Raw genomic sequence first — 14,830 nt, 5'->3', positions numbered from 1 at the left:
ATGAACGTCTTCCTAGAGGAGCACATCCACATAAAACCCGGCTCCGCAGTGCTCCATCCGGGCGCTTCTGCACCCCGTTGTCTCAGTTTATTGGTTGGATAGCGAGATGTAGAAATAGCTAACGGGAACGAGGCACGTTCGGCTTGCAATCTTGTGATCTGGCCTGTCTTTCGAATCCTCAGGACTAATGAGACCGATTATTGGTGATTTGAAGGACGAAGAGGGCCGGCGCTTTGTCGACATCCCTTTGCCTCCATAAACAGCAAACGGCACGCAACTGTGACTTCCTCCGTCTCATCGACGCTAGCGAGACTGAGCAGTTGTTTAACCGAAATGCTGCTTAGAGACAAATCCTCTTAATCTCGCAACCCTAGGCGATCTACCAGGTCGTGTAGGCAATCGCATAACCTTCCGTGGCTCGGTTTACTTGATTTAGCAGTGCGCTTGCGCGGCGGAGTGCACAGGGATTCATTAAGCGAAATCGAAGAAGGCCAGAGATACTCATCGATGCTCAGCTCAAGTAGTATCGCCGCAAGTGCCGAAAAGTAAAAGGCGATGGGAACGAGGCTAACGGCCGGGATCTCCTGGGACGCAGAATAACCACCCCTTGGTCCACATCCGATTGGTGCCCGGGCCTCCCATCCGATGCCACGTGTGCCGCTCATTGTGCTTCAAAACGTGCCGCAGTCCTCCCCCTCAATAGGCGGCGTCGTGGATCTGCTGAAACTATGGTGCCTCTCAGCATGGCGGCCACGCCGGAGTCAGGTGAGGCCGTGTTGGACCGGCGACTAGCAATGACGAGCGTCCCTGGTTTTGCGGCCGTGTGCATCACGAAAGGCTACTGCGCCATTCAAGAGGAGGCGTCCGCCAGCCGAAAGGCCTCTGGCCATCAGCCTACCAAAACAAGGAGACGACGGCATCTCTTGTTTGTTTGTAGCATATGCTGTGCGAGCGTACGGCTGACAACAGATGACAACAATGTTGCGCCGGAGCGCTCGCACGGTACGCGATTAGGGGCACTCGGATGATCACGCCGTTTCGACGGAACTGGAGTCCAAAAGAATTATTCGATGCTCTTACGCCAGCGATGTTCGCCGCCGAGCCGTCGACTGTCCGCGCACGTTGGGACAAATTGTGGCCTGATCTGTACACGGAATATGACGCCCGGTATCTGAAAGAAGAATTAGTGGCGCGACATCTTATTGCTTCCGATGAAGCTGCGGCATTCTTCAACGCTTGGGCGATTGACGAAGAGCGCCACACCGACGGATTCATCCGAATCATTGAACTTGTCGCTAACGGATCGGAAAGGGATCTTCGGGCGAGATTGGACGCCCGAACGCATGATTTTGGTCCGATCGTTGAACACCTGAAGGACGAATTCTCCCTAATGGTTATAATCGCGTTTGATGAGATGTGCACTTGCCGCGCCTATGCAGCAGAAAAGCCATTTTATGACGCCCTTGGGAACAACACGTTCCATCATTGGCTGCGGGAGGTTATTGCCGACGAGGCGGTCCACTCGATGAACGCCGTTAATGTTATCCGCGCACGCTATCGCGACCGCATCGACCAAGCCGCCACAATTCTCGATAACCTAATCCGTGCGGCCGATAATCTACGTTATTCAGGCACCTTCGTCCTCGACTACTTCGGCGCAGTGTACTCCAAGGAGCTGCTCGCCGACTCCCGCCTCGCGACCATGAGAAATATTGCCAAGCCACTCATCGTGTAGAGCAAGATCTGTAACAGCGAGCCTGCCGAGAGTTGCACCGGCGTCATATCGCCGCTCAATCCACCTTTTAGTTTCCATTCTATCAGTAACGCCAAGTTGTCCTGACGCGTTGTGCGCAATGTCGTGTTCACGACATGTCGACGGTTCACCTTTGGCCAGAATAGTACGCGCCAGTTCTGTTTTGTGTCCAGTTGGTGTGCGCGCGATCGTGAGTACGTCATCCGGCAATTGGTCCGGCCTTTGCTCTGCTGTTTTGCCAAACGACGTGCGGCTCCCCGCTTTGTCGGATTTGTCCGCCACAAACGTGGATCAGTATGGAACGAAAGGCGATGCCATGAAGAACCGGATTTCGGTCACCGCCAAGGCGGGAGGTACCGCCGCTAATGCCTCCGACTCGACGACGCCCGCCGCGCTGGCGGTCGAGCACAGAACGGATGATAGCACTGACTTATATCTTCCTGAAGAGGGTAGCGTCGTTGCCGACACGGTCAGATCAGATCGACCAGCTAGTTTCACGCTTCAGAATGGCCTGCAGGTGGTCGTGATCCCGGATCATCGCACACCCGTTGTGACTCAGATGATCTGGTATAAGGTCGGTTCCGCCGACGAGCCGCCTGGCAAATCGGGGCTTGCGCATTTCCTCGAACACCTGATGTTCAAGGGCACCTCCAAACATCAGGCGAATGAATTCTCCAAGGCCGTGCTGCGCGCCGGCGGCAATCAGAACGCCTTCACCGGATTCGACTACACCAGCTACTTCCAGCACGTGCCGCGCGAGCACCTCGGCAAGATGATGGAATTTGAAGCCGACCGCATGACCGGTCTCGTTCTCAAAGATGAGAACGTGCTGTCCGAGCGCGACGTCGTGCTGGAGGAGTTCAATATGCGCGTCGCCAACCATCCAGGTGAACGGCTCGCTGAGCAGATGATGGCGGCGCTTTACCTCAACCACCCCTACGGTTGCCCGATTATCGGATGGCGCCAGGAAATCGAAAAGCTGACCCGAGAGGACGCGCTTACCTTCTACAAGCGCTTCTATGCACCGAACAACGCAATCCTGATTGTCGCTGGAAACGTCGTCCCCGAGGAAATCCGCTCGATGGTGAAGGAGACGTTTGGCGGCATCCCCACGCAACCATCGATTCCCCTGGAACGCCTGCGGCCGCAGGAGCCGACGCCGGCGGCGGCGCGCACAGTGACGTTGGCCGATTCCCGCGTCGAACAGCCAGCCCTGCACCGCTATTATCTCGTACCGTCGGCTCGCACCGCAGCCGCCGGCGAGGGACCAGTGCTTGACGTGCTAGAGCAGTTGATGGGCGGCGGCGTCAACTCATATCTCTATCGCTCGTTGGTGGTCGAAAAGCAGCTCGCGGTCACTGCCAGAGCGGGCTACCACTCTGCCGCGCTCGATCCCTCGCACTTGGCGATCTCTGCCATACCAAAACCTGGCGTTAAACTCAGCCAGATCGAGCGCTCCATCGACGAGGTAATCGCCGACCTTGCGCGTAATCCCGCGAGCGCCGAAGATCTCGAGCGGGTCAAAACGCGGCTGATCGCGCAGGTAACCTACGCTCAGGACAATCAGGAAATGCTCGCGCGCCGGTATGGCCGCGGCCTGGCAACGGGACTATGCATCGACGATATTCGAGGCTGGCCGGACGGCATCCGCGCGGTCGGTGCAAAGCAGGTGCGCGAGGCCGTGCGGAAATGGCTCGACAAGAAACGATCGGTGACCGGCTATCTCATCAAAGAGCCTACGCCAAAACACGGGGAGAAGCTCTAGTGGTCCATCCTTGCGCACGACGTGGGATCCTCCTCGGGGAAGCCTCGCTCGCAATCGCGATGCTCGCTTCGCCAAATTCGCTTGCCGCCACCAGGACGCTTGCGGGGGGCAGGATCGAGCGCCTGGTTTCGTCTTGCGGTATAGAAGCCTGGTTCGTGCAGGATTCCACTGTCCCGTTGATCGCGATGGAATTTGCCTTCACCGGCGGCGCGACTCAGGACCCCCCTCAAAAACCTGGCGTAGGCCACATGGTTGCTGACCTGCTCAAGGACGGTTCCGGCGACCTCGACTTCAAGACCTTTCATGAGCGGCTCGACCGTCGTGCCATTGAGCTGGGTTTTCGCTCGACCCATGATCACTTCCGCGGTGCCTTGCGCACGCTCGAGGACAACGCGGACGAGGCCTTCGAACTTTTACGGATGGCGCTAACCTCGCCGCGTTTCGACGCGGCCGATGTCGAACGGATCCGTGCCACTGTGCTTGCGCGCCTTCGGCACGACTCGACCGATCCATCGTCTCTGGCCCATCGCAAGTTCCTCGAAGTCGCCTTTAGCGATCATCCTTATGCTCGCCCAGCCGGAGGCTCGCTGGAAAGCGTGCCGAAGATCGAGGTCGCGGATCTCAAGGGCTATGTCCGACGCGTGATCGCAAAAGACACGCTCAAGATCGCGGTGGTCGGCGACGTCGATCCAGGGGTCCTCTGCAAACTGCTCGACAAGTCCTTTGGCAGCCTGGCCACCAAAGCGGAAGCGACACCGGTTCGCGAAGTCGTCGCAGCAAAGCCGCCGCAGCGGGTCTTTATTCCGCTCGACGTGCCGCAGACAGTTGTGACTTTTGGCGGTCCAGCCGTCCGTCGCAGCGAGCCCGATTTCATGGCCGCCTATGTCGTCAACCACATCCTCGGCGGCGCCGGCCTGACGTCGCGCCTGTTCCGGGAAGTCCGCGAGAAGCGCGGACTGGCCTATTTCGTCCGTGAGAACCTGGTCTGGTTGGATCATTCAGCCATGTTTCTCGGCAGTAGCGGCACCTGCGCCAATCGTGCCGGCGAAACGGTTGAAGAAATCGAGAAGCAGGTCCGCCACATCGCCGAGGAAGGACCGACTCAGCAGGAACTCGATGATGCAAGGTCCTACCTGAAGGGCTCGCAAGTGCTGGCTCTCAACACATCATCAAAGCTTGCGCACACGCTGCTGCAGCATCAGCTTGACAAGCTGCCCATCGACTATTTCGAAAAGCACAACGCTGTGGTCGATGGGGTGACGTTAGAGGACGCCAAGAGAGCAGCGCAGCGGCTGTGGGGCGAGGGTCTGCTCACAATTATCGTCGGCCGCTCCGCAAAGGACGCAGCGCAGCCGACCACCATGCCATCGGGGACCACACTCCCGCCAGGCGCAGAGCAGCTAGGCGCCGCCTCGACGGCGCCACCGAATTGCACTTTCTAGCAGCCCAGGCGCTTAGCAAGCGCCTCCCTGTTGCGCGCGGAGTGCGTCTAGCCACCCGCCTTTAGCTCGCGGAGACATTCGATGATCGGGTAGTTACCACGCGGCCGCTCGAGTGCCGCTTTTGCTCTATCGCTTTGCCAAACAAGGCGGTAGTCCGGCTTGAAGTCTTCAGGTAGCGAAATGCAAAAATAGAGTTATCACCAAGAAAACGGCCTCAGAGGGGGATACGCTGAGGCAGAGCTTCCACTGTGGTCGTGCCATTGAGGGAATGGCACAGACGTGGAAATAACCGCTTACCAAATGGCCTGTTCTTAATTTTTTCATTTCCGGCCTGACCAGCGATCGGCGGATCGGAGCTCTTCGCTGCGGCAGGAGGATCGCTACTTTCGGCGGCCTCCGGCGGCAGCAATGAGGTCGACACTTCCTGTTTTCCACGCCTGCCTCGCTTGTTGCAGTAAGTATCCGCCTTAGTCGCATTCAGTTGTGCTCGAGTTGCGTTACCCTGGTCGGCTGGCGTTCGTACCGTGGCGCCAGCGGGATCGATGCTCCCTAGAGAGCAGTTCTCGGGGATGCCTAACAAGCTTCGGTGTCCCATGAAGGATATGAAGGTGAGCATGATGTAGCTTTACGCCGAGGCCGAGTATGCAGACCAATTATCTAAAGCGCGACCGACCAGAAGAAACGAGAACTGGACGCGCACCTCGCACCCCATTTCAGGCAGGCTTGCCTAGCAAATCGAAAGAGTGGTCAGAATGGGCGCTTTAAAACGGTAATGTACACCGTCTGCCGCACCCAAGGAAGCGGCCCAGCGAGAGCGCACACGCGCCAGGCCATCGTTCATTCCCTGCAGATTCTTCTCGACCTGCACCACGTCGCCTCATCGGCGAAATCTGTGCCCAAGACAAAGATCGTCCCGATCGCTCGACGCCGACGACGGAGCGTCCTCGATATCGCGCCGCCACCGCCGTCGGCGGGCCGCGCCCCGCTCACCCTTCGATCTTGTTCTCCGTGACACGATAGTCTCGCCTCGGCGCGAACAGATGCATGCTCGCTATTTGCGTCAGCATCAGCGCTCGCATACCTCGATATTCTTCAGCAGAGTGAGAGTTCGGTCGTTCAGGGTCATCTCTCAGTAATTGACCAGCCACTTCGCTGTCTGCCGAAAAGACGACGAACTGATCCAGCAGACCTTTGATGATCTGCCAAGCCATAGTCGGACCGCGTAGCACCGCCTCAATTGCGCTTCCACCGAGCTCGCAATCTGACGTTACGTAAGGTTCGCTCGCTTCATGCCAATATAGAGAGCGGCCGCGATAGATGACCTCTGTCAATCGCCGATCACCACAGGCAGACCGATGGTTCTTGGCGGCGCGCATTCCAGCCGCCCACAAACCTAACGTAGATCACCAGTACTAGTGATTTACTCCCAATCTTGGCCTGCATCGTCGTTGCGATCCAACGACGTCACTCGCTTGATGTTGAAAACATTCATCGGTTGCAGAGCTCTCGCATCGAAGATTCATTGCCCCTTCTTTCTGCCATGTTCGCACCCAAAGCAGAGACGCGCCGGTTGCGCACTTTGCGCGCGGCAATAGCGAGTGTCTCAGGAGATTTCCATGGTTAAGCCAGTTGTAATTGTGGTCGGTGCGGACAAGGGAGGAGTCGGCAAGACGACCGTATCACGAACGCTACTGGACTACTTCAGCGTCAACAATGTGCAAACACGCGCATTCGACACGGAGTCGCCGAGGGGAACGCTGAAGCGCTTTTATCCCGAGATCACCGAGATCGTCGACATGACGACGACGGCGGACCAGATGAAGATCTTCGATACCCTGAACTCAGGGCTGTCCGTCACTGTCATCGATGCTCGCGCAGGCTTACTGTCCTCTGCGCTGGCTTCCTTGCGCGACATCGGATTTCTGGACTCGGCGCGGTCTGGCCAGATCACGTTTGCCGTGTTCCATATCCTGGGATCATCCATCGCTTCGCTAGACGAGATCGCGGAAACCGCGACCTTCATGAGCGGCGCAAAGTACTACCTAGTCAAGAACTTCATCAATGACACTCAATTCTTCCAGTGGGATCAAGCGACATATAATTCCTATTTTCACCGCATCAAACATGCGACTGAGTTGGTCATACCGAAGCTTAACGAGATGGCCTATGAGCAGGTGGAAGTCGCGTCCGTCCCATTCATAGACTTCGTCGCAAACAAGGGGCGGAACGATGAACCCGCGAACAACTCCTTCGTGTTGCGCGGCTATGTCCGGCACTGGCTGGCAAATGTCTGGAGCGAATTTGATCGCATCAACTTGACGGAATTGGCCGGCGCCAAGTCCGCCACCCGGGCCGGCGAGAAGTAGTCGCGTATTCGGCGAGCTCAGGTTCGGGCCCACGTAAGAAACGAAATTGATCTGCTGGCTATGTTAGCGACCCCCATCTACATCATCTGCTCTCCTAGCCCGCAGGTCGGTAAAACTCTCATTGCTCGGGCCATGAGCGAGTTCTTGCTGCTGAAGAACGGCACAGTGCTGTCGTTTGATGTCAACTTGAAAGAGCCATCATTGCTCGACTACCTCCCCAACATCACGGAGACCGCGGATGTGATCGACACTTACGGCAAGATGCAGCTGATGGACCCTCTTGTCATTCACGACGGGGTATCCAAGGTAATCGATCTCGGCTTTCACGCCTTCGACGAATTCTTCAAGATGTGCGAGGAGATCGGCTTCATGAAGGAGACGGCGCGCTGCTATGTCGCGCCTATCATCCTCTTCGTCGCGGGCGCTGACCGCATCTCGTTTCGCGGTTATGAAATGCTGCGGCGGCGAATTCCGCCGGCGTCGCTGGTCACCGTCCACAATGAATTCGTGCTGCGCGGCGGATTACCTGAAGCGATGGATGGCGAGCGGGTGCTTCGGATTCCCGCGCTTCCGCTGTTCCTCAAGAGATATATAGACCGGCTTAGCTTTTCCTTCACCGGATATCTGCGCAACGAGAACGACTGGTCCACCGAGCTGCATCAATGGATCCGACGGAATTACAGCATGTTCCGCGATCTGGATTCGAGTGTGATGCTGCGAAAGTCCTATCGATCTCGGGGCACGGATATCGACAGCCTACGTTCCACAAGGGCTACTTGAGATTCCGATCTGCTCGCTGTCTATTCGTCCGGCCTATGAGCAGTCTTCAATGGCGCTCTCAACTGGACGCGAACGCATGAATTGCGGTGTACGACTCTGCAGTGGATTGCGCATCTTTACCGTGATCGTCCGCACGGACCACGCGACCGGCAATTGACGGCAGCTCATTCGCCGAATGGCTCATGTAGACACGCGCGTCCTCGAAAGGATCGAGGACTGTCTTCATCTTGGCGGCTAGGCGGATCGACGGGTCCTTCCATCACAGGAGGCTCATAGATCAAGGCCGAGTTCCCCGAGCACCTGGTGCATGACCGCGCTCTTGATCTCGCGGGCGATCTCGTTTCGGATCTGGGCTCCGAGCACCCGCTCGGCATCGGCATCGCCTGTCAAACCTTCCTCGGCCAGTCGGAGATTCAGACGGGTTTGAAACACTTCGCCCATCGCGTCGACGAGCCGCTCCTGCATGGCAGCATAATCTTCGGGCGCGATGCGCCTCACCACGCTTTCCCACGGTTGCCAGCGCGTTGCCAGATAGTCCGGAAATTCCGTCGCTTCCTGATTCCGCACCGATGCCTCGGCGCTGGCCACATCGTCCTCGGTCACGTGAGAGACGTTCATGAAGCGCATGTCGGGAGCGATGTGCCGCAGCTCGAGCGGGTCACGCAGCTGGGTCTGGTAGGCAAGGTAGACCTCGATTTCATCGACGTCCGCGTCGGGATCGGCACGACGAAGCGAGTTGACCCTCTCGCGCGCGATTCCGTCCAGCGCTTCCAAGCGAAACATGACGCGGCCGTGTTGGAGCAGTTCGCCCAGTCGCCCGTCATAGACGCCATCCTCAACATCAGCGTTCAGGCGTGCGGTCTGCATGCCGTTCCAGGCCAAAGTAATGCGATCTTCGCAGCTCGCGTTCGCTCCCGAAGCCAACTCGAAATATTGCTTGCGCAAACGCGGCCTGACGGCTGCCTGCCGCAAATCTTCGGCGACGGTCTGGCGGAACGTCTCGTTGCCATAGTTCACGGTGCCGCGGAGCCTGTCGAGGAAGCGTGCATAGTCCGCTGCCCCCGCTTCATGGCCGAACTGCTGCCAAGTCGCCATTGCCGTGGGCTCGCCCTCGAGCCAGTCCGCGGCAACCTCTTGCAGGGACCGCGGCTGAACTTCCACCGCTCCATCCGCGGTCGAGATGAAAACCTGCGGGCCGGCATAGTGTCCGGCATGCATCGCTGTTGCCAGGCCGGCCTGCACCCAATCGGCGAGCGGATTATTCTCCAGATCAACGCTCGAGTCACGGCTTAGCTGCGTCAGCAGGGTCTCGGGCACGCTGGTCAGCTGGTTGTTGCTGGCCCCGAGCCACAGCAGCTCGGGCGGGACCGTCTCAGGTAGGCTGGTCAGCCGGTTGTGGCTGGCGCTGAGCCATTCGAGCTCAGCCGGAAGAGGCTCGGGCAGGTTCGTCAGCTGATTGTAGTCGACATTCAGACGCTGGAGCCCGGCTGGAAGCTCGGGCAGGTGGGTCAGGCGGTTACCGCTAGCGTCCAACTCCTGAAGCGTTGCTGGAAGGGGCTCGGGCAGGCTGGTCAGCTGATTGTTGTCGACATTCAGCCGCCGCAATCCCGGCGGCAGCTCTGCGGGCAGGCGCGTTAGCCCATTGCTGATTGCATAGAGCCGCCGCAGGCCAGGTGGAAGCTCGGGTAGGCTGGTCAGCCGATTGTTGCTGGCGTAGAGCCGTTGGAGGCTCGCCGGAAGGGTCTCGGGCAGGCTGTCGAGCTGATTGTCGTCGACATTCAGGCGGCGCAACCCGGCCAGAATGGACGCCGACAAGGCGGTCAGGGACAGAGACGACAGATCTAGCGGCTCATTGAGATCACCCGTGCCCCGCCAAGCCCTCGTTCGACTTACCGCCTGTAGCCGATTCTCATGTTGCCCCTGCCCGTTTTCGGCAGCCCAGTCCGCCAACACCTCGTCCTGCGAGGCAGCCGCCTCGGCAGCGGACGCCTGCACGTCCGTCAAGGCCTCTCCCCACTGCAATGCGGCCGGAGAGCCCGGTTCGGAGCTTTCCGAATCGGAAGTTGCGGAAGGAGTACCAGCGCCAAGCTGTTCTGCATTCATGGATGTCGTCTCTTCGGTAGCAAAATGAAGCGAACGTGCCGGGGCGGCGCATCTTAGAACCGGTAACCCCCGCCATGGATGACGCTCCACCGGCTAACTGCAATGAGGTCTCACGCACATGGCGCGAATACGCTGCTGCGAGTGCTACCGAATAACGTCAGAGGGTGCAGCGAACCCAGGCGAAGTCTCGCTCGTGGATCGGTTGATATTGGAGTTCTATCCCGGTGTCCCCTGCCAGATCTACGCCCGTTGAGCCGCGCCTGCCAGCGAGCAGCGACGTTCATGATACGAGAGCCAGCTGTCGATAAGCTGACGGACCGCGGAGCGAGGAAACTGGACGGTCCCATCAATTTCTCAAGCTTAGCTCAGCGCTCCGCAGACGAATCACTTCGAGTTGGGCCGATCGGTGCCGGGTGCCGGCACGCCGGCAGCGGGACGCTTAGGCCGGCAACTTTGCTGTCGCTTGCGGCGAGGCGGCCCCACTTCCCCCTGCGTTCAAACGCTTACGCTAAATAGCTGAGCTAAATAGCTTGCAGCCCATCGCGCCTAACGCTGCTCGGCCTTGGCTACGAGACGCGGCGCGCACCCGATGTTAACAACACGGGCTCGCTAAATTTCTCCGATGACGAGTTTCCAGCCATTGACAGCGGCCACAAAGACCGGCCCTCCCCCTCGGCTCACCGTCGCAGATCTCGACGGGCAAGCGTTGATGAGACGGCACTTGACCCGTATGCGTTCGACTGAATGATCGAACAGCTGCATCTGCACTGGTCGACAGAATTTCTGTATGTCGACTTCAATTTATCCGCGCCGCGATCAATGAACTCGAGCATCGACTGCGCCTTGTTGATCTCGCGTGAAACACGTTTCACTATCCGTACTGCTATCTCCTCCGTCGCGATCAGTCCCGCTCTCTCGCAGGCTAGCCCAAAATGATGCATCACCTGCTCATCAGAGGGCGCGATACGATTCTGCAACAAGCTGGTCGTCAATGACGAGAGCATGTGCTCGACGACGTCATTCTCCGCCTGGCTCAAGACCTTGTCCTTCTGATTTCTAGTTCAGTTCTGTAATCTTTGGCCACCACATCGCGAGAGTGTCGCTGCGGAAGGATAGTCGTCTTCGACACTGCAGCTTCATGCCCGTTTAACGCTGCTATCGAGAGATTTACAAGCCGCAAGCCCTTGCAAGTTCCGCCACCATCGACCATGGGAACATGCGTTGTGCGTCAAATAGTTCCTGCTTGGGCCGTCTGCGTGTCGGACATGAATTTAACTGCTCCGGTTCTTGGCTTTTCTTCGCGCACCAATCAATCCTGTGGAGCGCAGGAATTGTGCAAGGCACTCGATCGCAGCGCCATGAAAACGCGAGGATCTGCCTCGATTTCTCGTCGCGCGCGCGGTGTAGGCTGATATTGATGATAAGAGTGGCATACATTGAACTGCTCGCCGAAAGACGAGCGGGAAGTCGCAAGTCCTCGGATGCAGTTGTTCGGCAGGAATGCGGAGCCTAGGAAATGACCGCTCGATGACGATCGCCATAATTGATACTCCAGGGACGAAGTGAACTATATCTGTGATGACTTCAACTGATGATACATTGAGTGAGATCAGACGGCTGCGGAACGACATTTGGCGCTGCCGTCGACTCCTTAAAAGGGACTTACCTGGCGCGGAGCGCAAGGCCGTTGAGACGCGTCTGCTTGAACAGCTTTCTGCCTTTGAACGGCTCTTGTCGACGGCGTTTCCTTTGACGTTGAGCCCTAAAGTGTATTCGGCCAAGAGCACCACGATGGGGCGAGGCGACTCGCCTGAAGCGCCCATCGAGAACGCCGCAATAACATCAAGCGGTTCCTTCGGGAAGTCGATGGGCGGCTAACAAAAGAGGTTTCCTAGATCTATCTGCACCTTGAGCCCGGCAGTCGAGACGAACTAATCCCCAGCTGAGAAATCTGAGGAAGACCGCGATTGGCAGCACGGATTCCTGCAGATGTCCGGCTGTACCCACCACAGTTTACGCAGTCCTCTCGACCAGTTACAGCGGAGCCGATGGCAATCTCACGACGGCCTCAAAGTCGGCGGTTGGCTGCAGCGCTGAACAAAGCGCAACTGCTGCAGTACGAAATCGAGGTTCAGAGCGCATTTCACCTCGTAACACGCATGGGCGCACTATCGATCGCTGATCGAGGCCAATCGATCCACCGAACTCAGCCCCCCTGACAGATGAACTGCGGTTCGGCAGGGTGATGCTTCCAGCCAATCGAGTTTCGGCCGCCAAGCTGGCCAAACTACGGCGCCCCTCAGTCTGACCACCTCACTGTCGCTCGATTTCTGCAACTGCCGCTCGGACGCCTCACTCTCGATGAAGGACGACCGGAAGCCTGTTAAGACGTCGTCTCGGTCTGTCGTTTCTCTCCGCCGCGGTTGGCACCATGCTGCGGCATTCGCCGCGCAAGTTCTTGAAATTGTCCCTAAGACAAAACATGGCTACGTCCACATCGCTACGCCCAGTAAAGCGGTCACAGAAGCGGATCACGTCTGGTCTGCACGACATCAAGACTTCCTCGGCCCGCCGATCTCGCGCGCCAGCCTGTCCTGTGCACATCGCTGCGATCGCGATCGCGGCGAGGGCGACTGCACAGCGATGCGCATTGCAAGTCCAGCCCATTCGTCGCTCTTGATTCACCAAACCTCTCTTAAGCCGCATATCCTTCACTATTGCTCTCTGCCCCGCGAGCATAACTGTTTACCGGATTGGGCCGCCTCGGCAGCCACTGTCTCGCTCACGCAATGATTACGGGCTCCCGAATCATCGTCCCGCCACGCGCAGCACGCTGATTGTGAAGACCGAGATACAGCAGAGATCGGCCGTTTAGCGCTTGTGCGGCGATGCTGGCTCCCCATACGGCGTTCTGCTCCGCAATGCTACAACCTGACGCCGCGGTCGATTCAAGCACTTTGAGCGTCGTCAAGTGTGTGAATACGTTCCGAGACGGGCATCCCCACATTGAGGGCAGTAGGACGAACTCCCGACAATTGGACGCCTGACCGGCTGCTCCCCCCGGGACGAACGTCCCCGATGACGCTCAGCCTGGTGTTGGGGTTGAGGGCGTCAAGGGCACGCATCCGAGACGATCAGCGACAAGCTGCGTCGACGCAGCTCGCTTGTTCGCGATCCGAACCAGCTGACCTGCAGAGTCAAAGAGTCCCGTACGATGAGGTTTCCGAGAAGCACAGAGGTTTGGACCGACAGGCCAGGATAACCATGGCGGCATGGTGATTGTCGCAACTGTCGCGTACGGCCGATTCCACAGCCTCAAGCCGCCTGCTGCTATTCACGGTGGGCAATTGCTCAAAACCAGCTCAGCGGCCTCGAGCCGCTGGCACGCCGGTTGCTACTAACACCGACAGCGCGTCAGCCTGGGTGCAGCCTAGCCGGAACACGGAAGGCACCATGCGTTGTCGACTGTGCAGATCTTTCTGCGGACGGACGCGGACCGCGCGCTACGTTCGCGATTCCACGATCTAGGATAAAAACGAGACTTCACATGAAGAAATTGGCGGTACGCGAGCTTTCCTTGGTCGGCAGGTTAAGTGTTGTGGCCGCAGCCATTCTGGTTTCGCCAGCAGCAGGCGCCAATGAGGATTTGCTGAGCGCCGCCAAGCGGATTTTCAAACCGATTCCCTCAACCGTTCCAGCGGTGAAGGACAATCCTATCACCCCTGAAAAGGTCACACTTGGCAAATCCTTGTTTTTCGATCCGAGGCTATCGGCGAGCGGGGTTATTAGCTGCAACACGTGTCATAACCTTGGGACGGGCGGTGTAGATGCCGGCCCGACGTCGATTGGTCATCGCTGGCAGCTGGGGTCACGTCGTGCGCCAACAGTCTATAACGCGGTCTTCAACGTGGCGCAGTTCTGGGATGGGCGGGCGGCGGATCTTAAGGCGCAGGCCGCAGGCCCTGTCCAGTCCAGCATCGAAATGAATGCGACGCCCGATCGCGTGCTCAGCACATTGAATTCAATGACCGATTATGTGGTTATGTTCAGTAAGGCTTTTCCCAATGATGCGGTGCCCGTGACGTTTGACAATTTCGCCAAGGCCATCGAGGCTTTCGAGGCGACTTTGACTACTCCTGCCGCCCCCTTCGATCAGTACCTCGACGGAGACGGATATGCTCTCACTGATCAGCAGAAAGCCGGGCTGAAGCTATTCATCGAAAAGGGATGCTCCTCTTGCCACAACGGAATCAACGTCGGTGGACAGGATTACTTCCCGTTCGGCATGATTGAAAGGCCAGCCGAAAACCTTCTTCCGAGGGAGGACAAGGGTCGTTTTTCCGTCACGAAGTATCTCGGCGACGAGTATGTTTTCCGCTCGGCGCCGTTGCGCAACGTCGCATTGCGTCCCCCCTACTTCCATTCTGGTCAGGTTTGGAGTCTTAAGCAAGCGGTTGGCGTGATGAGTGAGGTTCAGCTTGGCGCAAAGCTCAGCGATGAAGAAGCTGACGAGATTGTCGCCTTTCTGAATTCGCTCACCGGGCAGCTGCCAAAGATCGATTACCCTTTACTGCCCACGCGGAGCATTGCAACCCCAAAGCCCTCCTTAGACAAATAGGCC

Annotated in this window: 9 protein-coding genes; 6 read left to right on the top strand and 3 right to left on the bottom strand. The window is 58.0% G+C overall.

Going from position 1 to position 14,830, the window contains the following annotated elements:
* Window positions 1–1,024: 1,024 nt before the first annotated feature.
* The 3 genes from ACVIIV_RS14315 (at window position 1,025) to ACVIIV_RS14305 (ending at window position 4,960) form a co-directional block, all read left to right on the top strand.
* Window positions 1,025–1,735, top strand: a complete 711-nt coding sequence (locus ACVIIV_RS14315; protein WP_456744761.1) for a hypothetical protein — start codon at window positions 1,025–1,027, stop codon at window positions 1,733–1,735.
* 334 nt (window positions 1,736–2,069) lie between these two features.
* A complete protein-coding gene (locus ACVIIV_RS14310) occupies window positions 2,070–3,518 on the top strand; it encodes a M16 family metallopeptidase (RefSeq protein ID WP_456744760.1) in 1,449 nt (482 codons plus the stop codon).
* Between the two features lie 59 nt (window positions 3,519–3,577).
* Entirely contained in the window at window positions 3,578–4,960 is a 1,383-nt protein-coding gene (locus tag ACVIIV_RS14305; RefSeq protein WP_456744759.1) for a M16 family metallopeptidase, read from the top strand.
* A gap of 986 nt (window positions 4,961–5,946) precedes the next feature.
* On the opposite strand, the gene ACVIIV_RS14300 is transcribed toward ACVIIV_RS14305, so the two are convergent.
* A complete protein-coding gene (locus ACVIIV_RS14300; protein WP_456744758.1) occupies window positions 5,947–6,336 on the bottom strand; it encodes a hypothetical protein in 390 nt (129 codons plus the stop codon).
* Between the two features lie 240 nt (window positions 6,337–6,576).
* On the opposite strand from ACVIIV_RS14300, the gene ACVIIV_RS14295 reads away from it, so the two are divergent.
* Window positions 6,577–7,326 (top strand): P-loop NTPase family protein, encoded by a 750-nt coding sequence (locus ACVIIV_RS14295; RefSeq protein ID WP_092302639.1) that lies wholly within the window; start codon window positions 6,577–6,579, stop codon window positions 7,324–7,326.
* A gap of 60 nt (window positions 7,327–7,386) precedes the next feature.
* Complete coding sequence (locus ACVIIV_RS14290; protein ID WP_456744757.1) at window positions 7,387–8,106, top strand: hypothetical protein; 720 nt, start codon at window positions 7,387–7,389, stop codon at window positions 8,104–8,106.
* 270 nt (window positions 8,107–8,376) lie between these two features.
* Here the strand turns inward: ACVIIV_RS14290 and ACVIIV_RS14285 are convergent, their stop codons facing one another.
* The gene (locus ACVIIV_RS14285; protein ID WP_456744756.1) at window positions 8,377–10,209 is read right to left on the bottom strand and encodes an NEL-type E3 ubiquitin ligase domain-containing protein; all 1,833 of its coding nucleotides are present in this window, start codon (window positions 10,207–10,209) and stop codon (window positions 8,377–8,379) included.
* A 677-nt stretch (window positions 10,210–10,886) separates the two neighbouring features.
* Window positions 10,887–11,246, bottom strand: coding sequence for a hypothetical protein (locus ACVIIV_RS14280; RefSeq protein ID WP_456744755.1), 360 nt, complete (start codon window positions 11,244–11,246; stop codon window positions 10,887–10,889).
* Between the two features lie 2,510 nt (window positions 11,247–13,756).
* Here ACVIIV_RS14280 and ACVIIV_RS14275 point away from each other — a divergent pair.
* Complete coding sequence (locus ACVIIV_RS14275) at window positions 13,757–14,827, top strand: cytochrome-c peroxidase (protein ID WP_456744754.1); 1,071 nt, start codon at window positions 13,757–13,759, stop codon at window positions 14,825–14,827.
* Window positions 14,828–14,830 lie beyond the last annotated feature (3 nt).

The sequence above is a fragment of the Bradyrhizobium sp. USDA 4354 genome (genome assembly GCF_054060315.1).
Note: the sequence above shows the minus strand (reverse complement) of the source record. Positions and strands in the feature narration are given on the sequence as shown.

Excerpts from the sequence above, each read along its gene's own strand:
- ACVIIV_RS14275 (WP_456744754.1), top strand. The coding sequence starts at position 13,757 with ATGAAGAAATTGGCGGTACGCGAGCTTTCCTTGGTCGGCAGGTTAAGT.
- ACVIIV_RS14295 (WP_092302639.1), top strand. The coding sequence starts at position 6,577 with ATGGTTAAGCCAGTTGTAATTGTGGTCGGTGCGGACAAGGGAGGAGTC.
- ACVIIV_RS14300 (WP_456744758.1), bottom strand. The coding sequence starts at position 6,336 with ATGCGCGCCGCCAAGAACCATCGGTCTGCCTGTGGTGATCGGCGATTG.
- ACVIIV_RS14290 (WP_456744757.1), top strand. The coding sequence starts at position 7,387 with ATGTTAGCGACCCCCATCTACATCATCTGCTCTCCTAGCCCGCAGGTC.
- ACVIIV_RS14285 (WP_456744756.1), bottom strand. The coding sequence starts at position 10,209 with ATGAATGCAGAACAGCTTGGCGCTGGTACTCCTTCCGCAACTTCCGAT.
- ACVIIV_RS14305 (WP_456744759.1), top strand. The coding sequence starts at position 3,578 with ATGCTCGCTTCGCCAAATTCGCTTGCCGCCACCAGGACGCTTGCGGGG.
- ACVIIV_RS14315 (WP_456744761.1), top strand. The coding sequence starts at position 1,025 with ATGATCACGCCGTTTCGACGGAACTGGAGTCCAAAAGAATTATTCGAT.
- ACVIIV_RS14310 (WP_456744760.1), top strand. The coding sequence starts at position 2,070 with ATGAAGAACCGGATTTCGGTCACCGCCAAGGCGGGAGGTACCGCCGCT.